23 protein-coding genes are annotated in these 22013 nt (G+C 74.6%); 7 read left to right on the top strand and 16 right to left on the bottom strand.

Annotation, left to right across the window (positions count from 1 at the left end; translation table 11 throughout):
* The 5 genes from ET526_RS18700 to ET526_RS18680 all read right to left on the bottom strand — a co-directional run.
* Nucleotides 1-1181 (bottom strand): SLC13 family permease (locus tag ET526_RS18700; protein WP_135470106.1); only part of this gene is annotated, 1181 nt, incomplete at its 3' end.
* A gap of 48 nt (nucleotides 1182-1229) precedes the next feature.
* Nucleotides 1230-2927, bottom strand: coding sequence for a gamma-glutamyltransferase (ggt, locus tag ET526_RS18695; RefSeq protein WP_135470104.1), 1698 nt, complete (start codon nucleotides 2925-2927; stop codon nucleotides 1230-1232).
* Nucleotides 2928-3286: 359 nt separating this feature from the next.
* Nucleotides 3287-4801, bottom strand: coding sequence for a YifB family Mg chelatase-like AAA ATPase (locus ET526_RS18690; protein ID WP_135470101.1), 1515 nt, complete (start codon nucleotides 4799-4801; stop codon nucleotides 3287-3289).
* 59 nt (nucleotides 4802-4860) lie between these two features.
* The gene (locus ET526_RS18685; RefSeq protein WP_135470099.1) at nucleotides 4861-5898 is read right to left on the bottom strand and encodes a dipeptidase; all 1038 of its coding nucleotides are present in this window, start codon (nucleotides 5896-5898) and stop codon (nucleotides 4861-4863) included.
* The gene (locus ET526_RS18680) at nucleotides 5895-6932 is read right to left on the bottom strand and encodes an arginase family protein (protein ID WP_135470097.1); all 1038 of its coding nucleotides are present in this window, start codon (nucleotides 6930-6932) and stop codon (nucleotides 5895-5897) included. The genes ET526_RS18685 and ET526_RS18680 overlap by 4 nt, the downstream gene beginning before the upstream one ends.
* A 134-nt stretch (nucleotides 6933-7066) precedes the next feature.
* On the opposite strand from ET526_RS18680, the gene ET526_RS18675 reads away from it, so the two are divergent.
* The 3 genes from ET526_RS18675 to ET526_RS18665 are packed head-to-tail and all read left to right on the top strand — an operon-like array spanning nucleotide 7067 to nucleotide 11123.
* Entirely contained in the window at nucleotides 7067-8359 is a 1293-nt protein-coding gene (locus tag ET526_RS18675) for an ArgE/DapE family deacylase (RefSeq protein WP_135470095.1), read from the top strand.
* Nucleotides 8360-8363: 4 nt separating this feature from the next.
* Nucleotides 8364-9623 carry a Zn-dependent hydrolase gene (locus ET526_RS18670; protein ID WP_135470092.1) on the top strand — a complete coding sequence of 420 codons (1260 nt, stop codon included), beginning with the start codon at nucleotides 8364-8366 and terminating at the stop codon, nucleotides 9621-9623.
* Between the two features lie 6 nt (nucleotides 9624-9629).
* Nucleotides 9630-11123: a M81 family metallopeptidase gene (locus tag ET526_RS18665; protein WP_135470090.1), complete on the top strand. Its 1494-nt coding sequence runs from the start codon at nucleotides 9630-9632 to the stop codon at nucleotides 11121-11123.
* A gap of 11 nt (nucleotides 11124-11134) precedes the next feature.
* Here the strand turns inward: ET526_RS18665 and ET526_RS18660 are convergent, their stop codons facing one another.
* The 4 genes from ET526_RS18660 to ET526_RS18645 all read right to left on the bottom strand — a co-directional run bounded on the left by ET526_RS18660 (nucleotide 11135) and on the right by ET526_RS18645 (nucleotide 13650).
* A complete protein-coding gene (locus tag ET526_RS18660) occupies nucleotides 11135-11569 on the bottom strand; it encodes a hypothetical protein (RefSeq protein ID WP_135470087.1) in 435 nt (144 codons plus the stop codon).
* A complete protein-coding gene (locus ET526_RS18655; protein WP_135470085.1) occupies nucleotides 11566-12504 on the bottom strand; it encodes a sugar kinase in 939 nt (312 codons plus the stop codon). Before ET526_RS18655 ends, ET526_RS18660 begins: the two co-directional genes overlap by 4 nt.
* 5 nt (nucleotides 12505-12509) lie before the next feature.
* On the bottom strand, nucleotides 12510-13139 hold the full coding sequence (locus ET526_RS18650; protein WP_135470083.1) for a bifunctional 4-hydroxy-2-oxoglutarate aldolase/2-dehydro-3-deoxy-phosphogluconate aldolase: 630 nt from the start codon (nucleotides 13137-13139) through the stop codon (nucleotides 12510-12512).
* A gap of 214 nt (nucleotides 13140-13353) precedes the next feature.
* Entirely contained in the window at nucleotides 13354-13650 is a 297-nt protein-coding gene (locus tag ET526_RS18645; protein WP_135470080.1) for a hypothetical protein, read from the bottom strand.
* Nucleotides 13651-13846: 196 nt separating this feature from the next.
* Between ET526_RS18645 and ET526_RS18640 the strand changes: the two genes are divergently transcribed.
* Nucleotides 13847-15154: a hemolysin family protein gene (locus ET526_RS18640; protein WP_135470078.1), complete on the top strand. Its 1308-nt coding sequence runs from the start codon at nucleotides 13847-13849 to the stop codon at nucleotides 15152-15154.
* A gap of 34 nt (nucleotides 15155-15188) precedes the next feature.
* Here the strand turns inward: ET526_RS18640 and gpt are convergent, their stop codons facing one another.
* A complete protein-coding gene (gene gpt / locus ET526_RS18635) occupies nucleotides 15189-15680 on the bottom strand; it encodes a xanthine phosphoribosyltransferase (protein WP_135470076.1) in 492 nt (163 codons plus the stop codon).
* 2 nt (nucleotides 15681-15682) lie between these two features.
* Complete coding sequence (locus tag ET526_RS18630; protein WP_135470074.1) at nucleotides 15683-16024, bottom strand: tRNA-binding protein; 342 nt, start codon at nucleotides 16022-16024, stop codon at nucleotides 15683-15685.
* A gap of 170 nt (nucleotides 16025-16194) precedes the next feature.
* Between ET526_RS18630 and ggt (ET526_RS18620) the strand changes: the two genes are divergently transcribed.
* The 3 genes from ggt (ET526_RS18620) to ET526_RS18610 are packed head-to-tail and all read left to right on the top strand — an operon-like array spanning nucleotide 16195 to nucleotide 19810.
* Nucleotides 16195-17808: a gamma-glutamyltransferase gene (ggt, locus tag ET526_RS18620; protein WP_240048473.1), complete on the top strand. Its 1614-nt coding sequence runs from the start codon at nucleotides 16195-16197 to the stop codon at nucleotides 17806-17808.
* A 5-nt stretch (nucleotides 17809-17813) separates the two neighbouring features.
* Nucleotides 17814-18317, top strand: coding sequence for a macro domain-containing protein (locus tag ET526_RS18615; RefSeq protein WP_135470072.1), 504 nt, complete (start codon nucleotides 17814-17816; stop codon nucleotides 18315-18317).
* Nucleotides 18314-19810: an amidase gene (locus ET526_RS18610; protein ID WP_135470070.1), complete on the top strand. Its 1497-nt coding sequence runs from the start codon at nucleotides 18314-18316 to the stop codon at nucleotides 19808-19810. The genes ET526_RS18615 and ET526_RS18610 overlap by 4 nt, the downstream gene beginning before the upstream one ends.
* A gap of 98 nt (nucleotides 19811-19908) precedes the next feature.
* Here ET526_RS18610 and ET526_RS18605 read toward each other — a convergent pair whose 3' ends face one another.
* The 5 genes from ET526_RS18605 to ET526_RS18585 form a co-directional block, all read right to left on the bottom strand.
* Nucleotides 19909-20193, bottom strand: a complete 285-nt coding sequence (locus tag ET526_RS18605) for a hypothetical protein (protein ID WP_135470068.1) — start codon at nucleotides 20191-20193, stop codon at nucleotides 19909-19911.
* 114 nt (nucleotides 20194-20307) lie between these two features.
* Entirely contained in the window at nucleotides 20308-20562 is a 255-nt protein-coding gene (locus ET526_RS18600; protein ID WP_135470066.1) for an Lrp/AsnC ligand binding domain-containing protein, read from the bottom strand.
* 7 nt (nucleotides 20563-20569) lie between these two features.
* Nucleotides 20570-21589 (bottom strand): tyrosine-type recombinase/integrase, encoded by a 1020-nt coding sequence (locus ET526_RS18595; RefSeq protein ID WP_158295635.1) that lies wholly within the window; start codon nucleotides 21587-21589, stop codon nucleotides 20570-20572.
* On the bottom strand, nucleotides 21540-21806 hold the full coding sequence (locus tag ET526_RS18590; protein ID WP_135470061.1) for a helix-turn-helix transcriptional regulator: 267 nt from the start codon (nucleotides 21804-21806) through the stop codon (nucleotides 21540-21542). The genes ET526_RS18595 and ET526_RS18590 overlap by 50 nt, the downstream gene beginning before the upstream one ends.
* A partial coding sequence (locus ET526_RS18585; RefSeq protein ID WP_135470059.1) for a PEP-CTERM sorting domain-containing protein occupies nucleotides 21803-22013 on the bottom strand: 211 nt, incomplete at its 5' end. The genes ET526_RS18590 and ET526_RS18585, both read right to left, overlap by 4 nt.

The following is a 22013-nucleotide window of genomic DNA, read 5'->3' as shown; positions in this document are numbered from 1 at the left end:
AGCTCCGTCAGAAAAACGACAGCAGCGGTCACCAGGACCACCACTAGCACCAGCGGCAGCGCCCCAAGTCCCGCCAGCACGCCGCCGATCCAGGCGGCAAGCCCGCTCTTGCTGATCGCCGCGGCAAGCGACAGCCCGCCGCCGAACAGCAGCAGCACGCCCCAGGGCAGGCGCCGCGAGGCCTCCCACTCCAGCAGCGCCCCGCCCCGCCCGCCACCGGCGGGAACAAGGAACAGTGCCAGCGCCGCCGCCACCGCGATCCCGGTGTCGGACAGACCAGGCACCCAGCCCTCGATCAGCGGCCGGCCAACCCAGAGCACGGCCATCGCCGCAAACACAAGCCCGACACGCCATTCAGCCACGCCCATCCGGCCAAGCTTGCCAAGCTCAGCGCGAATCAGCGCATCCGAACCCTCCACCGGCCCCGCCGGCAGGCGGAACGCGATCCGCGTCAGCAGCACCCAGGTGCAGCCGAGCAGGATGGCGACCAGCGGCAGGCCGATCAGCATCCACTGCGCGAAGCCGATCTCCACGCCATAGGTCCTGGCCATGAACCCGGCGAGCAGCGCATTGGGCGGGGTGCCGATGAGCGTGCCAAGGCCGCCGACGCTCGCCGCATAGGCGATGCCGAGCAGAAGGGCGGTGGGGAAGCCGCCGCGGCCGGCCTCGTCTGGGGTCGACTCGGCGGCAAGCAGGCCGATCACCGAGAGGCCGATCGGCAGCATCATCACGGTCGTCGCGGTGTTGCTGACCCACATGCTGAGGAAGGCGGTGGCCAGCATGAAGCCGCCGACCAGCGCCGCCGGCCGCGTCCCCACCCGCGCGACGATGCCGAGCGCGATGCGCCGGTGCAGGTTCCAGCGTTCCAGCGCCAGGGCGACGATGAAGCCGCCAAGGAAAAGGAAGATCAGCGGGTCGGCGTAGGGCGCCGCCGCCTCGCCGATCGGGGCGATGCCGAGGAGCGGGAACAGCACCAGCGGCAGCAGCCCGGTGGCCGGGATCGGGATCGCCTCGCTGACCCACCAGCTCGCCATCAGCGCCGCCACCGCCGCCACGCGCCAAGCCGCCGGCGTCATGCCCTCGGGTGGCGGCAGCAGGAGCAGGAGGACGAAGACGGCTGCGCCGAGCAGCAGCCCCACCAGGGGGCGCCGCGAAGGGGCGGAAGAGGCAGGCTTGTCCATGGCGATCCCTCCCAACGGTTCCGCGGTGCGGCCGTTGCGGCCGGCCGTTCAGTCGCCGAGCGCCACCCCTTCCCGGCGCGGGTCCGCCCCGCCGGTCAGGCGCCGCCCCTGCGGCGTGCGCGCCGCCCGGATCACCGCCAGGCCGGAGGTCATCGGCCGCACCACCACCGGAAAGCCGCGCCGTTCGAGTTCCGGGGCGAGCGCGGCCGCGCCGGTGCCGGCCTCGAGTTCCAGCACGTCGTCCCGCGCCCCCACGCGCGGGAGGGAGACGGCCGCCTGCGGCTCCATCCCCCAGTCGAGCAGCGCGACCAGGGTCTGCGCGACATGGCCGATGATGCGCGCCCCTCCGGCGGAGCCGAGGGCGAGCACCGGCTCCCCCTCCGGGCCGAACACGATGGTCGGCGCCATGGAGGAGCGCGGCCGCTTGCCTGGGGCCAGGCGGTTGGCCACCGGCCGGCCCTCCACCTCCGGCAGGAAGGAGAAGTCGGTGAGCTGGTTGTTCAGCAGGAAGCCGCGCACCATCCGCCGGGCCCCGAACAGGTCCTCGATGGTGGTGGTCATCGCCACCACGTTGCCGGCGGCGTCCATCACCGAGAGATGGGCGGTGCCGTGCTCGGGCTGGGGCGGGTGCGCCGCGGGGAGGGGGCCAAGGCGCCAGGGCGGATTGCCGGCCCGCGGCTCCGCCAGGGCGCGGTCGCGGTCGAGGAGCTGCGCCCGCAGGGTGAGATAGACAGGGTCGAGCAGCCCCCGCACCGGCACCGGCACCTGGTCGGCATCGGCGAGGTAGCGGTTGCGGTCGGCAAAGGCGAGGCGGCCGGCCTCGCCCAGCAGATGCGCCGCATCCGCGCCGCGCGGCTCCAGCCCTGCCATGTCCTGGTGCCCGAGCAGGGCGAGGATCTGCAGCACCGCTACCCCTCCCGAGGAAGGCGGGGGGAAGCCGCAGACCGTGACGGCGCGGTACACGCCGCACACCGCCTGCCGCCGCACCGGCCGATAGCCGGCGAGATCGTCGGTGGTCATGGTGCCGGGGTTCGGGCCGCGGCGCACCGCGGCCGCGATATCCCCGGCGATCGGCCCGTAATGCAGCGCATCCGCGCCCTGTTCCGCCACGGCGCGCAGCGTGGCGGCCAGGGCGGGGTTGCGCAGCCGGTGCCCCTCCGGCAGCGGCTCGCCCTCCGGCAGGAAGAAATAGGCGCGCGCCTGCGGATCGCGGCGCAGCCGCTCGGCATCCTCGGCGATGCGCGCGGCGAGCCGGGGCGAGACGAAAAAGCCCTCCTCGGCGGCGAGGATGGCGGGCTCGAACAGCCGGCCCCAGGGCAGCACCCCATGGGCACGGTGCGCCGCCTCCAGCATCCGCAGCAGGCCGGGCACGCCCACCGCGCGGCCGCCGACCGCCGCCTCGTGGAAGGCCATCGGGGCGCCGTCGCGCAGGAACAGCGTCGGCGGGGCGGCGGCGGGCGCCGTCTCGCGCCCGTCCCAGGCGTCCAGCCGCTGGCTGCGGGCGTCCCAGTGCAGCAGCAGCGCGCCGCCGCCGATGCCGGAGGATTGCGGCTCCACCAGCGTCAGCATGGCCTGCGCGGCGATGGCGGCGTCGAGCGCGCTGCCGCCCTCGCGCAGCACCGCAAGCCCCGCCTCGGCCGCGGCCGGGTGCGAGGCGGCGATCATGTGCCGCTTGGCGACGGCCTGCGCGCCCGCCGGCGCGGCGGCGAGCAGCACGAGCAGCAGGATCACGATCACGCGGCGCATGTGCCTCCTCCGATCCGGTCCATGCGCCGGGCGGCGCGGCGCGGCATGGCAGCGCAAACGGCGCTCCGGGGCAATCCGCGGGTGGGGATGGACCGCCGGCGGCCGGGGCGCCCCCCTTGCTCCACGGACAGCGCGAGGGGGCCGTTGCCGCGCACAGGGCCGGGGAGGCGGACGGAAAAGGCTCCACGGCTGCGCGACCCGCCGGACCGGGCGACCGATGGATCGCTCCGGCAAGTCCGCCTTGGCGGACCAGGGGCCAGGGCGGATCGTGGAGGGCCGGAAATGGCCGGGATCGCAACCCTGCCCCGGAAACAAGGGACAAGAGCCGCTTCCGCGGTTATGGCTTGGTGGAAACGGCTCTAGTAGCGCGCCGTGCGGTGGCGGAAGGCCAGGGCCTCGGCCACATGCGCGCGCTGCACCGTGGCGCTCCCCGCAAGGTCGGCGATGGTGCGCGCGACGCGCAGGGTGCGCGTGAAGCCGCGGGCGGAAAGGCGCAGCCGCTCCGCCGCCTGCTCGGCCAGTGCCCGCGCGGCCGGCTCGGTGGCAAGGGTGCGTTCCAGCACCGCCCCTTCCGCCGCGGCGTTGCAGCGCGGTCCCTCGGCGCCGTAGCGCGCGCGCTGGCGCTCCCGCGCTGCCTGGACGCGCGCGGCGACGGTGGCGGTGGTCTCTCCGGCGGGCGCGCGGGCGAGTTCGGCGGGCGGCACCGGCGTCACCTCGATGGCGAGGTCCATGCGGTCGAGCAGAGGGCCGGAGAGGCGCATCTGGTAGTCCTCCCCGCAGCGCGGGGCGCGCCCGCATTCGCGCCCGGCCTCGCCGAGATGGCCGCAGCGGCAGGGATTCATCGCCGCCACGCACTGGAACCGCGCGGGGTAGGTGACATGCGCGTTGGCGCGGCTGATGCTGGCGCGGCCGGTCTCCATGGGCTGGCGCAGCGCCTCCAGCGCCGGGCGGGGGAATTCCGGCCATTCGTCCAGGAACAGCACGCCGTTGTGGGCGAGGCTGATCTCTCCCGGCCGGGCGCGGCTGCCGCCGCCGATGAGCGCCGCCTGGCTCGCCGAGTGGTGCGGATCCCGGTAGGGCGGGCGGACCACCAGCCTGCCATCGCGCAGCAGCCCGGCGATGCTGTGCACCAGGCTCACCTCCAGCGCCTCGGCCGGGGTGAGGTCGGGCAGCAGCCCGGGGAGGCGCGCGGCCAGCATGGACTTGCCGGCGCCGGGCGGGCCGATCATCAGCAGGTTGTGCCCGCCGGCGGCGGCGATCTCGAGGGCCCGCTTCGCGCTCTCCTGCCCCTTCACCTCGGACAGGCAGGGGCCGCGCCAGGGGATGCTTTCGGGCGGCGGCGGCTCCGGCGGGGTCAGCACCTGCGTGCCGCGGAAATGGTTCATGAGGGAGAGCAGGTCGGGCGCGGCCAGCACCTCCACCCGCCCGGCCCAGGCCGCCTCGCCGCCCTGGGCGGCGGGACAGATCAGGCCGAGGTCGCGCGCCGAGGCGCCGAGTGCCGCCGGCAGCACCCCCGCCACCGGCTGGATGGCGCCATCCAGGGACAGCTCGCCCAGCGCCGCGAAGCCGGCCATCTCCTCGCGCGGCAGCACCTCCATCGCCGCCAGCACGGCGAGCGCGATGGGCAGGTCGAAATGCGAGCCCTCCTTCACGATGTCGGCGGGGGCGAGGTTGACCAGCACGCGCTTCGGCGGCAGCGACAGGCCGAGGCCGGTGAGCACGGCGCGCACCCGCTCGCGACTCTCGCCCACGGCCTTGTCGGGCAGGCCGACGACCAGGAAGGCAGGCAGCCCGGGCGCGATCTGCACCTGCACCTCGACCGGCATCGGCTCGATGCCGGCGAAGGCGAAGGTGGCGACGCGGGCGATGCTCATGCCATGCCGACTAGCCGCCTCGGACGCACCGTTTCAATGCCGATTCGGGCGTCCGGCGGCTATGGGGCGGCCAGCGCCTCCGCGCGCCGCCAGACGCGCAGGAAATTGCCCGACCACAGCAGCCCGATCGCCCGGGCGTCGTAGCCGCGCGCCGCCAGCGCGGCGGTCAACCCCGCCGACTCGGCCGCATTCTGCCAGCCGCGCACCCCACCGCCGCCGTCGAAATCCGAGGACAGGCCGACATGCTCGATGCCGATGCGGCGCACGGCGTGGTCCACATGCTCCGCCATGTCCTCGACGCTCGCCGGGTTGGTCGTCCCCTCCGGCACCCGGCGCAGGAAGGCGGGCACGGCGGTGATCTGCACGAGGCCCCCCACCGCCCGCAGCAGGTCGAGCTGCTCGTCGTCGAGGTTGCGCGGATGGTCGCAGAGCGCGCGGCAGGCGGTGTGGGTGGCGACCACGGGGCTGCGCGAGAGCTCCGCCGCCTGCATCATGCCGGCTTTCGAGACGTGTGAGACGTCTACCAGCATCCCCGCCGCGTTCAGCGCCGCGATGGCGCGGCGGCCGAGGGCGGAGAGGCCGCCATGCTCGCTCTCCGCATCGCCCAGCTCGCGCTTCGGCCTGGCGCTGTCCGCCAGGTCGTTGTGGCCGTCATGTGTCAGGGTCAGGTAGCAGGCGCCGAGCGCCCGCCAGCGCGCGGGAGCGCCGAGGTCGTGGCCCATGGCGTAGCCGTTCTCCACCGCCGAGAGCACGCCGGTGGCCCCGGCGGCGTGCGCCGCCTCGAGCTCGGCGGCGGTGGCGCAGAAGCGGCGCCTGGCGCCGTCGGCGCGGGCGCGGATGTGGCGCAGCATCGCCTCCGCCCGGTCCGCCGCCGCGGCATGGCCCGCCGCGTCGCGCCTGCCCTGCGGGACGTAGGCGACGAACACCGCGGCGCGCAGCCCGCCGCGCGCCATCTTCGGGAAGTCCACGCGCATCGGGCCTTCGGCTAGGGGGTCGGGCGGCTCGGGCCAGCGGATGTCCACATGGGTGTCGAGCGTCAGGGTCGCGGCGTGGAGCGCGGTGGCATCGGCGCCATGCCCGGAGCGCCAGAAGGTCATCGCGCCTCGCCCCAGCCGGTGAGGAAGCGTTCGAGCAGCGTCCCTATCAGGTCCACGTTGTAGCCGCCCTCCTGCACGATCGCCGCCGGCAGGCGCAGCCCCGCCAGCGCCTCCCCGGCGCGCGCGAAGCCGTCCGGCGTCACCGCCAGCGCGTTCAGAGGCTCCTCGGCGCTGGCGTCGAAGCCGAGGGAGACCACCAGCGCCTCGGCCCGGAAGGCGCGCGCCGCTTCGATGCCGTGCCGGATGGCGCCGAGCCAGCCCTCGTCGCCGGTGCCGAAGGGCAGGGGCAGGTTGAGGTTCGCCCCCTCGCCCGCGCCGGCGCCCCGCTCCTCCGCATGGCCGGTGAAGAAGGGGTAGTAGCGGTGCGGGTCGGCATGGACCGAGACGGTCAGCACGTCGCCCCGCTCCCAGAACACGCCCTGGGTGCCGTTGCCATGGTGGCTGTCGATGTCGATCACCGCGACGCGCGGGCAGCCGGCGCGGCGCAGCGCCTCGGCGGCGAGGGCGGCGTTGTTGAGGTAGCAGTGGCCGCCGGCGCGGGCGGCGTAGGCGTGGTGGCCGGGCGGGCGGCAGAGCGCGTAGGCGCTGCGGCCCGCCGCGGCCTCCCCGGCGGCGGCGAGCGCCACGCCGGCGGCGGCGATGGCGGCCTCCCAGGTGCCCGGGCCGATCGGGCAGGCGTTGTCGGCGGTGTACCAGGCCACCTGGCCCACGATGCTGTCCGGGCGCCGCCCGCCATTGGCCAGCGCATCGGCTGTGGCGTGGATGTTGGGCACTGCCTCCGGCCCGCGCTCCGGCAGCGCCTCCCATGCCTGCAGCGCGCCTTCCAGGAAATCAAGATAGTCGGGGCGGTGCACGGTCTCGAGCTGCGCCCTGGTGGCGGGCGCGGCGGTGGCGGGCGGCAGGCCGAGACGGTGCAGCGCCGCCTCCAGCGCCTCGGCGCGCGCGGGGACCTCGAAATTGGGGCGGACCTCGCCGCGCATCAGGAAGAAGCGCGGCGCGTGTCGCAGCTGGTCGGGATGGGAGAAGCTCCTCATGGGCAGGGAGCCTAGCGCCTGATCCGCGCAGGTGAAATCGCCGCGCGCCGCGGCCTTGTCCATGCGCGCCGCGCAGGGCTAGCGTGCCGTGGCCGGAGCAGGTGCTGGCCGTATCCTTCCAGGGAGTTCCCGCAATGAACGACCGTCTCGACCCCGGCGCGCGGCGCGCCATCCTCGAGGCGGCGGACGCGTTGCGGGAGGAGGCGGTGGAGACGCTGCTGCGCCTGGTCCGCTGCCCCTCCACCCTCGGCCGCGAGCAGGCGGCGCTGGAGGAGATGGCGCGGATCTACGAAGGCCTCGGCCTCGTCCCGCAACGCGTGCCGGTGGACGCGGCGGCGCTCGCCGCCCATCCGGGCTTCTCGCCGCCGCTGATCCCCTACGAGGGGCGCGACAACGTCGTGGCCGTGCATCGCCCGCGCGAGGCGCGCGGCCGCAGCCTGGCGCTGCAGGGCCATGTGGACGTGGTGCCGGAGGGCGCGGCCGACATGTGGACCACGCCGCCCTACGAGCCGGCAGTCCGCGACGGGCGGGTCTTCGGCCGCGGCGCGGGGGACATGAAGGCCGGCATCGTCAGCTACTGCATGGCCTTCAAGGCGCTGCGGCTCGCGGGCCTCGCGCCGGCGGCGGAGGTGCAGATGCAGGCCGTGATCGAGGAGGAGTGCACCGGCAACGGCGCGCTCGCCGCCATGCTGGCCCTGCCGCCGACCGATGCGGTCGTCATCCCCGAGCCCGGCCCCGGCTACGACGCGCTCTACACCGCCGAGGTCGGCGTGGTCTGGGCCTGGGTCACGGTCAGCGGCCGGCCCGCGCATGTGCGCGACATGCAGGCCGGGGTGAACGCCATCGAGGCGGCGCAGGCCATCGCCGCGCGCTTCAAGGACTACGAGGCGGCGATGAACCGCGCCGAGCGCATCCACCCCGCCTTCCACGGCGTGAACCATCCGGTGAACGTCAACCTCGGCACCATCGAGGGCGGGGAGTGGAACAGCTCCGTGGCCACGCGCTGCCGCATCGGCCTGCGGGTCGGCGTGATGATGGGCTACACCGCGGCGCAGGCGAGGGCCGACATCGAGCGCCTGGTCGCGGAGGCGGCGGCGGACCCGGCGCTGCGCGGCGCGCAGGTGAGGCTGGAGTTCAAGGGCTTCATGGCCGATCCCTGCGTCTTCGACACCGAGGCCGCGATCGTGCGCCTGGCGCGGCGCTGCTACGCGGAGGCCACCGGCGGCGCCTTGCGCGACTACCCGGCGACGGGGCTGACCGACGGGCGGCATTTCGTGCTGTACCGCGGCACGCCCGTCGCCTGCTTCGGGCCGGACGCGCAGGACATCCACGGCATCGACGAGAATGTCGGCATCGAGAGCATGCACGGCATCACCCGCACCATCGCGCTCGCCATGGCCGAATGGTGCGGGGTGGAGAGGGGGTGAGCCGATGACAGCGACCAACCTGCCGGTCTCCGGCGCGCGCCTCTGGGACAGCCTGATGGAGATGGCGCGGATCGGCGCCACCCCGAAGGGCGGCTGCAACCGCCAAGCCTTGACGGACCTCGACGCCGAGGGCCGCGCCCTGCTGCGGTGCTGGGGCGAGGCGTGCGGCCTGACGCTCACCGTGGACCGCGTCGGCAACATGGTGCTGCGGCGGGAGGGGCGCGACCCCTCGCGCCCGCCGGTCGCCATCGGCAGCCATCTCGATACCCAGCCCACGGGCGGCAGGTTCGACGGCGTGCTCGGCGTGCTGGCCGGGCTCGAGGTGATGCGCGCGCTGCACGAGGCGGGCGCGGAGACCGAGGCGCCGCTCCTGCTCATCAACTGGACCAACGAGGAGGGCGCGCGCTTCTCCCCCCCGATGATGGGCAGCGGCGCCGCCATGGGCATCTTCCCCGAGGCCGAGGTGCTGGTCAGGACCGACCCCGCCGGCGCCGTGTTCGGCGAGGAGCTCAGCCGCATCGGCTGGCGGGGCGAAGCCGACCCGACGGCGCTGCAATCCCTCGGCGCCTATTTCGAGCTGCACATCGAGCAGGGGAAGGTGCTGGAGGAGGGCGGCTTCGATGTCGGCATCGTCACCCACGCCCTCGCCCAGTCCTGGTTCGAGGTGACGGTGACGGGGGAGGAGGCGCATGGCGGCTCCGTCATGCAGGGGCGGCGCGACGCCATGATGGCGGCGGCGCCGCTGATCGCCGCGGTGGAGGAGATCGCCCTCTCCACCGTCAGCGCCGCGGGCGAGGGCGGGCGCGGCACGGTGGGCATGGTCGAGGTGCATCCGTCCTCGCGCAACGTCGCGCCGGGGCGGGTGTGGTTCAGCGTGGACATGCGCCATGGCGACCCGGAGTGCCTCTCCCGGATGGGCGAGGCGCTGGCGGCGCGCGGGGCGGAGATCGCCGCCGCGCGCGGCGTGCAGGTGGCGGTGGCGCCCTTCTGGCACGCGCCGCTGACGCCCTTCGACCCGGCGCTGGTGCAGCGCTGCCGCGACGCCGCGGCGGCGCGGGGCTATCGCTGGCGCGACCTGCCGGCCGGCATCGGCCATGACGCCGTCTACGTGGCGCGGCGCGTGCCGGCGGCGCTGCTCTTCACCCCCTGCCATGGCGGCATCAGCCACAACGAGGCGGAGAGCATCACCCCCGAATGGGCGGAGGCCGGGCTGCGCGTGCTGGCCGACGCCGCCCTTGCCACGGCCGGGCTGATCAGGGACTGAGACGGGATGCGCATCGCCATCGGCGGCTTCCAGCACGAGAGCCACTCCTTCGCCCCGCTGCCCACGGGCTGGCGGGAGTTCCTGACGCCCGGCGGCTTCCCGCCGCTGCAGCGCCCGGCGACGCTGGTGGAGACGCTGCGCCCCACCTCGCTGCCCAGCGCCGGCGCGATCGCGGCGCTGGAGGAGGCGGGGGCGGAGATCGTCCCGCTCACCTGGTGCTTCGCCAACCCCGCCGGCCCGGTGACGGCGGAGGCCTTCGAGCGGATCGCCGCGCTCATGCTCGCCGCGCTGTCGGACGCGCTGGAGGCGGGGCCGCTCGACGGCATCTATCTCGAGCTGCACGGCGCCATGGTCGCGGAAGGCCATGACGACGCCGAGGGCGAGCTGCTGCGCCGCGTGCGCGCCGTGGCGGGGCCCGGGGTGCCCATCACCGCCAGCCTCGACCCGCACGCCAACATGACGGCGCGAATGGTGGCGCTGGCCGACGCGCTGGTGCCCTACCGCACCTACCCGCATGTGGACATGAAGCCCGCCGGCGCGCAGGCGGCGCGGCTGCTGATCGAGCGCATCCGCCGGCGCAGGCCGTGGGCGCGCGCCTTCCGCCAGGCGGATTTCCTGATCCCGCTGACCATGCAGTGCACCATGGTGCCGCCGATGCGCGAGGTGCTGGAGGAGCGCGCGCGTCTGGCCGAGGCGCATCGCTGCGCCGAGCTCGGCTTCTGCTTCGGCTTTCCCTACGCCGATTTCGAGGGCTGCGGCGTGGCGATCGCCGCCTATGCCGAGGACCAGGAGGCCGCCGATGCCGCGGCCGAGGCGCTGCGAGACCACCTGCACCGCCGCGAGGCCGACTTCGCGGGCGGCGTCCTGCCCGCGGCAGAGGGGGTTGCGCAGGCCATCGCGATCGCCCGCGCCGCCACGCGCCCCGTGGTGCTGGCCGACACCCAGGACAATCCCGGGGGCGGCGGCCATGGCGATACCACGGGCCTGCTCGCCGAGCTGATCCGCCAGGATGCGCAGCGCGCCGTGCTCGGCCTGATCAACGACGCCGAGAGCGCCGCCGCCTGCCACGAGGCGGGGGTGGGGGCGACGCTTTCTCTTTCCCTCGGCGGGAAGAGCGACGGCGCGCCGCTGCGCGTCACCGCGACGGTGGAGGCGTTGAGCGACGGGCGCTTCACCTGCACCGGGCCGATGGGGAAGGGCAACCCCGCCGATCTCGGCCCGACGGCGCTGATCCGCGTCTCCTCCGGCGTGCGCGTCATCGTCGTCTCGCGCAAGATGCAGGCGCTCGATCAGGCGCTGTTCACCCATCTCGGCGTGGATCCGGCGGCGCAGGGCATCGTGGCGCTGAAGTCCAGCGTGCATTTCCGCGCGCATTTCCAGCCGATCGCGGAGCGGGTGATCGTCGTCGCCGCGCCCGGCCCGGTGGTGGCCGATCCGGCGACGCTGCCCTTCACCCGGCTGCGGCCCGGCCTGCGGCTGCGGCCGGGCGCGAACCGGTAGCGGGGGGCGGCTCAGCGCCGCGCCGCCTCCGCCTGCGCCGCGAAGGCGGCGCCCTCCTCGCTGTCCAGCCAGGCGGCGACGCGCCGGATGTCCGGGCGCTGGCGGGCGCACCAGGCGTCGCGGTCGCGGCCCTGCCGGCGCGGGTCGAAGGCCGGCGGCTGCAGCGCCCGCAGGAAGGCGTCGCGCGCCGCGGTGCCGCCCTGGCGCTGGCGGAGGTCCAGCGCCGCCGCCTCGATCGCCGCCGCGCGATCCTGCGCGGTGGCGGAGACCGGCTGCCCGCAGAGCAGCGCGGCGCGCAGGAAGCCGCCGAGGATCGCGGCCCGTTCGGCGAGGGGCGTGTCCGGCTGGGGCGGGTTCGCCGCCGGCAGGGGTGCCGGGCCTGCCGTGCAGGCGGCGAGGAGCAGGGGGGCGAGGGCGGCGGCGCGGTGGCGCGGATTCGCGCTCATGCGCCGTCCTCCGCCGCGCGCAGCAGGGCCTCCACCGCCTCGCGGCGCGGAATCGGGGCGACGGCGCCGTAGCCGGTGGTGGTCAGCGCGGCGGCGGCGTTGGCGTAGCGCGCCGCGGCGAAGGGATCCTCCCCGGCCACGTGGCGGGCGAGGAAAGCGCCGGCGAAGGTATCGCCCGCGCCGATCGCATCCACCGCCGCGACGCGGTGCGGCGGGATCCGCTCGCGCCGCGCCGGTGTTGCGACCAGCGCGCCCCGCGCCCCGAGCTTCAGCAGCACCAGAGGGCAGCCGAGGCGCAGGTAGAAATCGGCGATCGCATCCGGGTCCTGCAGCCCGGTCAGCGCCTCGGCGTCCTCGAAGGAGGGGAGGCAGAGATCGGCCTCGGCGATCGCGGCGTGCATCACCGCCGCGGCGCGCCGCACCGGCCACAGCCGCAGGCGCAGGTTGGTGTCGTAGCTCACCCGCACGCCGGCGGCGCGGGCGATGCCGATGGCGTGGAACACGGCGTCGCAGGCGCTTTCCGAGATCGCTTGGCTGATGCCGGAGACGTGCAGCACCCGCGCCGCGCGGATCGCCGCCTCCGGCACGTCCTGCCAGCGGTAGCGGCTGGCGGCGCTGCCGGCGCGCCAGAAGCTCGGGTGGTGGCCGGCCGCGTCATGGGTGACGAGGTAGATCCCGGTCGGCGCCTCGGCGCTGCGCAGCACGCAGGAAGTGTCCACGCCCTCCCGCCGCCACAGCGCCATGAAGCTGTCGCCGGGCCAGTCCTGGCCGATGGCGGTGATCATGCCGACGCTGGCGCCGCTGCGCGCGGCGGCGATGGCGGCGTTGCTGGTGTCCCCGCCATGCCCTTCGAGGTAGAGGACGCGCCCGTCCGGTGCCTGGGGCTGCTGGTTCAGCTCCAGCATCGGCTCGCCCATGCAGAGGATGTCGGGCATCGCGCTCAGGCCTCCGTGAGGCCGAGCGCGTCGCGCGCGGCGCGCAGGATCGCGGCCTTGCCGCCGGCGGCGATCCTGCGCTCGTCCACCAGGCTGCCGCCGATGCCGACGAAGGCGGCGCCGGCGGCGAGGTAGTCCTGCGCGGTGCCGGGCTCGACCCCGCCCGTGGGGCAGAAGGGCACCTCCGGGAAGACGGCGCACAGCGCCCGGATATGCGCGGGCCCGCCGGCGGAGCCGGCCGGGAAGATCTTCACCGCGTCGGCGCCAGCCGCCAGCGCCGCCCGCACCTCGGTTGGCGTCAGCGCGCCAGGCAGGGCGCAGGCCCCCGCACGGCGTGCCGCCGCAGCCACCGCGGGGTCCACCCAGGGCGTGACCAGGAAGCGCGCGCCGGCCGCGAGGCAGGCTTCGGCGGCGGCCGCGTCGGGCACCGTGCCGGCGCCGACCAGCAGTCCCGGCTCCGCGGCGAGGCTACGGATGAGCGCCGGCGCCTCTGGCACGGTCATGGTGATCTCGAAGATCCGGAAGCCCGCCTCGCGCAGCCAGTCCACCGCGGTGGCGGCCAGGGCGACGGTGCTGGTCCGCACCACGGGGATGACTTTTGCGCGGCGGAATTCTGCGATCAGCGGATGGTTCATGCGGTGCGGCCTCCCGGCGGGCAGCATGGGCCAGGCGCGTCGTTTCGGCCAGGGCGGGGGAGAGTGCCCGAAGCCGGTCCGCTTCCGCTGCATCCGGCCGTCCGCGATCCGCTCCGGAGCATGTGCCGTTCGCCCCGGTTCACGGCCAATGCTCCAGCTCGTTGAGCGTGCGGGCGCTTCGTCCCTTCAGGCGGGTCTGCCCGAACGGGATATGCTAGAAGCGTTCGCTCCGGGCGAGCGCCGCCTCCGCGATCCGCTCCAGCCGGCGTGCCTCGTCGCCGGCCCGGCGCACCGCCTCGCCCGCCCCGTCCAGGCGGTCCTGGTAGAGGGACAGCGACACGCCGAGTGCCTGCGTGGCACGGGAGAGGTCCGCCAGATAACCACGCCAGGCGGCGACCGCCCGCTGCTGATCCTCGAGCGCCGCGTCCAGCCGGCGCATGGCCAGGCGCAGCCGGTCGTCCGGGCGCTGCGGAAAGCGGAGCAGCTCCGCCTCGCCTGTGGTGTCTGGCATTGGCACGGTCCGACCAGTGGAGGAGGTTAGCGGAAGCTTAACGCGTCTTTTTTCTAAGGAAAAGTCGTAAATTTGCGCCGTCTCCGTCTCGTGATCGCGCCGCCCTTCCCTGGGGGGAGAGCCGCGCGCGGGCCGCGGCCGGCGCTATCGTCGCCTTCCGCCAGGGCGTAGAAGCGGCCCGGCTTGGGGGAATGCGATGCAGATCGGCCTGGAGATCCTGGTCATCCTGGTGCTGGTGGGGCTGAACGGCGTCTTCGCCATGAGCGAGCTTGCCATCGTCTCCGCGCGCCGCTCCCGCCTGGCGCTGCTGGAGCGCCGCGGCAGCCCCGGCGCGCCGGCCGCGATCGCGCTCGCCGAGGATCCGCAGCGCTTCCTCCCCACGGTGCAGGTCGGAATCACGCTGGTCGGCATCCTGGCCGGCGTGTTCGGCGGGGCACGCCTCGCCGGACCGCTGGCGGAGCTGCTGGCGGAGGTGCCGCTGCTCGCGCCGGTCGCCGGCAAGCTCGCCCTCGCGCTGGTAGTCATCGCCATCACCTATGCCAGCCTGGTCCTGGGCGAGCTCGTGCCGAAGCAGCTCGCCCTGCGCCACCCGGAGCGGATCGCGGTCGCCGTGGCGCGGCCGCTCTCCTTCCTGTCCCGCATCAGCGGCCCGGTGGTCTGGGTGCTCGGCCGGTCGAGCGGCGCCATCCTCCGCCTGTTCGGCGCGCACCGTCCGCTCGACCAGTCGATCACGGAGGAGGAGGTGCGCGCCGTGGTCGCCGAGGGCGCGCAGACCGGCGCCCTTGAGCATGAGGAGCGGCACATGATCGAGCGCGTGCTGCGGCTGGCCGACAAGCCGGTGCGGGCCCTCATGACGCCGCGCAACGACGTGGTCTGGCTCGACCGGTACGCGACGCCGGAGGCGATCGCCGCCAGGCTGCGCGAGAGCGACGTCACCCGGTTCGTGGTCGCCGACGGGCGCGTCGACAACGTGCTCGGCGTGGTCGCCGCCAAGGACCTGCTCGGGCAGATGCTCGAGGGGGGAAGGATCTCGCTGGCCGCGGCGATGCGCCAGGCGATCGTGCTGCCGGACAACCTGCCGGCGCTCGACGCGCTGGAGCGCCTGCGCCACGACCCGGTCGGCCTCGCCTTCGTGCTCGACGAGTATGGCAGCTTCGAGGGGGTGGTCACCGCCTCCGACCTCCTGGAGGCGATCGTGGGCGAGCTCGGCCCGCCCGAGCCGCAGAAGGAGCCGGGACCGGCGGTGCGCCGGGCCGATGGCAGCCTGCTGCTCGACGGCATGATGCCGAGCGACGAGCTGCGCGCGCAGCTCGACCTGCCGGAACTGCCCCATCCCGGGCGCTACCATACCGTGGCGGGGCTGATGCTGGCGCTGCTCCGCCGCATCCCGCGGGAAGGCGACCGCATCGTCTGGGGCGGCTGGCGCTTCGAAATCCTCGACATGGACGGCCGCCGCGTGGACAAGGTGCTGGCGAGCCGCGAGGAGACAGCCGGGCCGGAGTAGGGCGGACCGCGGACGGCCGGGAGCGGCCGGCCCGCTACTTCCCCGCCGAGCGCGCGATGGGGGGGATGAATTGCGGCTCGGTGTCCCAGGGAAACAGGATCCAGGTATCCTGGCTGACCTCGGTGATGAAGCTGTCCACCAGCGGCCTGCCCTGCGGCTTGGCGTAGATGGTGGCGAAATGCGCCCGGGGCAGCAGGGCGCGCACCACGCGCGCCGTGGTGCCGGTGTCCACCAGGTCGTCCACCAGCAGCCATCCCTCGCCATCCCCCGCCGCCGCCGGGGCCTTCACCACCCGCGGCTCGCCGCGCGCCTCCTCGTCGTAGGTGACGACGGAGACGGTCTCGATGATGCGGCATTCCAGCTCGCGCGCCACGATGGCGGCGGGGATCAGCCCGCCGCGCGTGATGGCGCAGATGCCGCGGAACGGGCCGCGCTCCACCAGCCGCCAGGCCAGCGCCTTGCCGTCGCGGTGCAGCTGGTCCCAGGTGACGGTGTAGTAGCGGGGCTTGGCGGGGATGGCGGCCATGCTCAGTACATCCTCCCGCCGTCCGGCACTTTGATGTCGGGGCGCAGCAGCACCACCGCGCCGTTCTCGTCCGGGACGCCGAGCACCAGCACCTCGCTCATGAAGGGGCCGATCTGGCGCGGCGGGAAGTTCACCACCGCCACCACCTGCCGCCCGATCAGCCGGTCCGGCGAGTAGTGGACGGTGAGCTGGGCGGAGGACTTCTTCACGCCGAGCGGCGGGCCGAACTCCACCCACAGCCTGATCGAGGGGTTGCGCGCCTCGGGGAAGGGCTGCGCGTCCACGACGGTGCCGACGCGGATGTCCACCCGCTGGAAGTCGGCGTAGCTGATGGTCTCGGCCATGCGGCTGCCATACCCCGCCCCGGGGGCGGCCGGGAAGGGCCCGGCTTGCCGGCCCCGCCCGGCCGTGCGAGACCGGGCGGCGGGGGGCCGCGGGACGGCCCCGGGAGGAGACCGGCGCGGCGCGCCAGGGCGGCCGGCCTCCGCGCGAAACGGAACGGAACCGAGCCAGGATGAAGCGCGACTTCCACGCCCCCGGCCGCAGCGCGGTCTACGCCACGCGCGGCATGGCCGCGACCTCGATGCCCATCGCCACCTGGACGGCGCTCGACGTGCTGCGGCAGGGCGGCAACGCGCTCGACGCCGCGATTGCGGCCTGCGCCGTGCTCTGCGTGGTCGAGCCGCAGAGCACCGGCATCGGCGGCGACTGCTTCTGCCTCTACGCCCCCGCCGGCACCGGCAAGGTGGTGGCGATGAACGGCTCCGGCCGCGCCCCCGCCGCGGCCACGCCGGAGGCGCTGCGCGCGCGGGGCGTGGACGCGCTGCGACAGACCTCGCCGCATGTGGTGACGGTGCCCGGCGCCATCTCCGCCTGGGAGGCGCTGAACAGCGCCTATGGCCGCAAGCCGCTCGGCGAGCTGCTGCGCCCGGCGATCCGCTGCGCGGAGGAGGGTTGGCCGGTGCACGCGCGCGTCGCCGCCGACTGGGCCGCGGCGGCCGACAAGCTGCGCGGCAACGAGGCCGCTTCCCGCCACTTCCTGAGGGAAGGCGCGCCGCTGTCGGCAGGGGAGCGCTTCGTGCAGCCGGCGCTGGCCCGCACGCTGCGCGCCATCGCCGAGCGCGGCGCCGTCGCCTTCTACGAGGGCGAGATCGCCGCCGACATGGTGGCGACGCTGCGGGCGCTGGGCGGGCTGCACACGGAGGAGGATTTCCACAACGGGCTGCGGGCGGCGGAGTTCGTCGCCCCCATCTCCATCCCCTGGCGCGGCATGGAGGTGTTCCAGTGCCCGCCCAACGGCTCGGGCCTGCTGGTGCTGATGCTGCTCGGCATCCTGGAGGGGTTCGAGACGCCCGAGGCCGGGCCGGTCAGCGCCGAGCGCTTCCACCGCCACATCGAGGCGGCGCGCCTGGTCTACCGCGACCGCGACGCCTTCCTCGCCGACCCGGCGCAGGCGGAGGTGCCGGTCGCCAGGCTGACCAGCCCCGACTATCTCGCGGCGCTGCGCGCGCTGATCCGCGACGACCGCGCGATGAAGGAGATGCCCCCGGCCGGCCAGGCCGACTGGGCGCGGCACCGCGACACCGTCTATCTCTGCGTGGTGGACGGGGAGGGGAACGCCTGCTCCTTCATCAACTCGCTGTTCGAGAGCTTCGGCAGCGGCATCCTGGCGGAGAAGTCCGGCGTGATGCTGCACAACCGCGGCTACGGGTTCCGGCTGCAGGAGGGGCACCCGAACTGCATCGCCCCGAACAAGCGGCCGATGCACACCATCATCCCCGGCATGGTGATGCGGGACGGGGCGTGCATCATGCCCTTCGGCGTCATGGGCGGGCATTTCCAGCCCATGGGCCAGACGCTGTTCCTGACCAACCACTTCGAGTTCGGCCTCGACATCCAGGAAGCGCTGGACTGCCCGCGCCTCTTCCCCGCCCCCGGAACGGGCGTGGTGCAGGTGGAGCGCGGCATCCCCGGCGGCGTGGTGGACCGCCTCAGCCGCCTCGGCCACGAGGTGGCGCTGATCGAGAAGCCGCATGGCGGGGGGCAGGCGATCTACATCGACCGCGCGCGCGGCCTGCTGGTGGGCGGCAGCGATCCGCGCAAGGATGGCTGCGCCCTCGGGTTCTGACCGCCATGCCGCTCGCCGCCATCCGCGCCGACATCACGACGCTGGCGGTGGACGCCATCGTCAACGCGGCCAATGAGCAGCTCCGCCAGGGCGGCGGGGTGTGCGGCGCGATCTTCCGCGCCGCCGGCGCCGCGGAGCTCGCCGCCGCCTGCGCCCCGCTCGCCCCCTGCCCGACCGGGGAGGCGCGCACCACGCCCGGCTTCCGCCTGCCGGCGCGCTTCGTGATCCACGCCGTCGGGCCGGTCTGGCACGGCGGCGGGCGGGGGGAGGCGGGGCTGCTCGCCTCGGCCTATCGCAGCAGCCTGGCCGAGCTGCGCCGCGTGGGCGGGCGCTCCATCGCCTTCCCGGCGATCTCCACCGGGATCTACGGCTACCCGGCGGAGGAGGCGACGCGCATCGCGGTGCGGACGGTGCGCGAGGACCTCGCCGCGCAGGGCGAGCTCGACGTGACCTTCGCCTGCTTCGACGACGCCACGCTCCGCCTCTACGAGAAGGAACTCGCCGCGTGACCGAGCCCTGCGACCTCACCGCCCTCGAGGCGCGCCGCCTGATCGGGCGCAAGGCGCTCTCGCCCGTCGAGCTGCTGGAGAGCTGCCTCGCCCGCATCGAGGCGGTGGACCACGCCGTCAACGCCATGGTCGCGCTCGACGCCGACCGCGCCCGCACGGCGGCGCAGGCGGCCGAGGCGGCGGTGATGCGCGGCGAGGATCTCGGCCCGCTGCACGGCCTGCCGGTCGGCATCAAGGACCTGGAGGAGACGGCGGGGCTGCGCACCACCTATGGCAGCCCGATCTTCCGCGACTTCGTGCCGGAGCAGGATTGCGCCATGGTGGCGAACATCCGCCGCGCCGGCGGCATCGTCATCGGCAAGACCAACACGCCGGAATTCGGCGCCGGGGCCAACACGCGCAACGCGGTCTATGGCGCCACCGGCAACCCCTTCGACCCGACGCGCTCGGCCGCCGGCTCCTCCGGCGGCTCGGCGGTGGCGCTGGCGACGGGGATGGCGCCGCTCTGCTCCGGCTCCGACACCGGCGGCAGTCTGCGCAACCCGGCGGCCTTCTGCGGCATCGTCGGCTACCGGCCGAGCCCCGGCCTGGTGCCCTCCGAGAAGCGCGGCCTCGGCTGGTCCTGCCTGCCGGTGCTGGGGCCGATGGCGCGCACCGTGCCGGATGCGGCGCTGCTGCTCTCCGCCATGGCCTCCGACGACACGCGCGACCCGCTGGCCTACACGCTGCACGCAAGGCCGGTGCGCGGCGAGCCGGCGCTGTTCAGCCCGGTGCGGCGGCTCGACCTCGCCTCGCTCCGCCTCGCCTGCAGCGAGGATTTCGGCCTGGCGCCGACCGAGGGCGTGGTGCGCGCCGCCTTCCGCCGCGTCGCGGAGGCCTGCCGCCCCCTGTTCCGCGAGAGCGCGGACGCGCACCCGGACTGCAGCGGCGGCGACGAGGCCTTCGAGGTGCTGCGCGCCGCCAACTTCCTCGCCGCGCATCTCGAGAAGGTGCGCACCCGCCCGCAGGATGTGGGCCCCAATGTCCGCGCCAATGTCGAGGAGGGGCTGCGCTACACGCTGGAGGACTATGCCCGCGCCGCGACGGCGCAGACCCGCCTCTACCGCGGCTTCCAGGAGTTCTTCCGCCGGCACGACGTGCTGATCACGCCGGCCATCACCGTCAGCCCCCGGCCCTGGCGCGAGCTCTACCCCACCGAGATCGACGGCCGGAAGACGCGCACCTACTTCCACTGGCTGGCGCTGGCCTATTACGTGACCCTCGCCGGCCATCCGGCGGTGTGCCTGCCGGTCGGGCGCGACGGCCGGGGCATGCCCTTCGGGCTGCAGATCGTCGGCCCGCGGGGCGGGGATGCCTTCGTCCTCGCCGTGGCGGCGGCGCTGGAGGAGGCCTTCGCGGGCGACCCCGCGCTCGCGCGCCCGGTGCCGGACCTCGCGGCGCTCAGGGCCGCACCGCCGATCCGGGAGGCGGAGGGCTTCCTCGGCTTCGGCTGATCCGCGAAGGCGGGCGCGCCGGAGCGGCGAACCGGGCGCGCGGCAAGGGGCGGACGCGCGATCCACCCCAGCGGATCACGCCCTAGCCCGTGCGGGGGCTACCAGCCCCGGTAGTAGCCCGGGCCGTAGCCGTAACCGTAGGCCGGGCGGGGCGCGTAGTAGCCATAGGCCGGGCCCCGGCCGTAGCCGCGCCCGTAATGCCGCGGCCGCGGCTGGTCGGCGGCCGCGCCGGCCACCAGGGCCGCCGCCGTGCCGACTCCGGCGCCGAGCAGCAGCGTGTTGCCCCAGTTGGTCGAACCGTCCGGGTTCTGGCAGCCGCCGAGCAGGACGGCGCCGGAGAGACCCGCCACGGCCAGGATGCGGCGAATGGCAGGAAAGGGCATGTGGGATCCTCCTTTTGCGGGGATCCTCGCATTCCCTTCGGGCAGTCCTTCGGCGGCTTTGCGGCGGGAGCGGGGGAGAGGCGGCGGAAGCGTGGCCGCTTCGTGGCGCCCGCCTCAGCCGCGCGCGCCGGAGAAGGCGTTGAAGGTCTGCAGCGTGTAGGTGTCCTTCACCCCCGGCACGGTCTGCACCTTCTCCACCACGAACAGGCCGATGTCCTGGTCGGCGCCGAGGTAGAATTTCCCGAGCAGGTCATACTGGCCGGAGATGGAGTGCATCTCCGACAATTCCTCGATCGAATCCGCCATGTCGCGGGCCACCCGATAGGCCTGGCCCATCTCGCACTTGATCATCACGAAGATTGCCCGCATTTTTCCCTCATGATTTCAATGGCTTGCGGGAGGCCGGTTGTCGGTTGTAAGCGGTTGTAAGAACCCGCTCCCGCCCTGCCGGCAGCCGCGCCATCGCGGCCTGCGCCAGGCGCTCCTGATCCACGCTCCGCGTGTAGTGCTGCACCATGGACAGGCTCGCGTGCCCGGTGATGGCGGCGATCTCGTGCGCGCTGCAGCCCGCCTCGGCGAGGCGCCGGGCAGCCGCCTTCCGCAGGCCGTGGATGTTCAGGCGAGGCGGCAGGCCGATCGCCGCCAGCGCCCGCTTCATCTCCCGCGACAGGTGCGGCGCCGTCCACCGGGGCGCGCGGGGGCTGGTCAGGATCAGCACGCTGTCGCCGCGCTCCGCTCGCCAGCGGTCGAGCTCGGCCCGCAGCTCGGGATGCACCGGGATCGCCAGCGGCGCGCCGGTTTTCTGCTGCCGCACCCGGATGACCTGCCCATCGTAGGCGCTCCATGTCATCGCGCACAGGTCGCCGCGCCGCTGGCCGGTATGCACCGCCAGGACCACCACGCGCCGCAGATGCTCGGGCAGCCGGGCCAGCGCCTCGGCGATCTGCGCATCCGACCAGGCCGGCAGGCTGCCGCCGGGCAGGCTGCGCAGCCGCGACGCCGGATTGTGCTCGATCCACCCGCGATCGAGCGCCCAGGCCAGGAAGGCGCCCACCACGCGGCCGAAGGCCGTGGCCGCGCCGTATCCGCGCGTCGCCGCGATCGCGTCCCGGATGGCGAGGATCTGACGCCGGCCGAGCTCCCGCACCCGCAGATGGCCGATCCTGTCGAGAGGGCGGAGGTAGATCGCGTACTGCGCCTGCGTCGCCGGGGCCTTGGCCCGGAATTCCGGGCTCTGCCGGTAGGCGGCGAGCACGGCATCCAGGCTGTCCGGCGCGACGCGGCTGCTGGGCTTCGGTTTCCAGGCGCCGTAGCGGTATTCCCGGATCGTGCCGTCGGCGAGCGTCTTACGGACGACGCGCCCGGCCGAGGGCTTCGTCTTTGATCTGCTGGACAAGACCGGCCACCGCGATGTCGGGATCGGTGGACGCTACCCCACCCACGAAGCAGGCGTCCAGGGCGAGGCGGTCCCAGCGCGGGCTCTTCGGCCCGAGATGATAGGAAGGCACGGGCAGCTTGCCCGCCCGCAGCAGGCGGGGCAGCTCATCCACGCGCACCGAGAGATACCGCGCCGTCGCCTCCCGATCGAGCCAGCGAGGCTCTACGGTGCTCATCGCACCCTCCGCGCCCCGGCCAGCATGGCGATCCCCGCCGCCAGCAGCGCCAGCGTCGCGGGCTCGGGCACCGGCCGCGCCTCGGCCGGCGCCATGCCGGCGCCGGGCGACGGCACGGACGACGCCGGCGACACTGGCGCCACGGCGGTCGCGGGCAGCAGCGGCGCCGCCTCGGTCAGCGCCGCCAGCCAGGCCGGCGGCGGCCCG

Source organism: Crenalkalicoccus roseus (assembly GCF_004761865.1).
GTDB lineage: Bacteria > Pseudomonadota > Alphaproteobacteria > Acetobacterales > Acetobacteraceae > Crenalkalicoccus > Crenalkalicoccus roseus.
The sequence above is the reverse complement of the archived record's forward strand: the minus strand, read 5'-3'. Positions and strand labels throughout refer to the sequence as shown.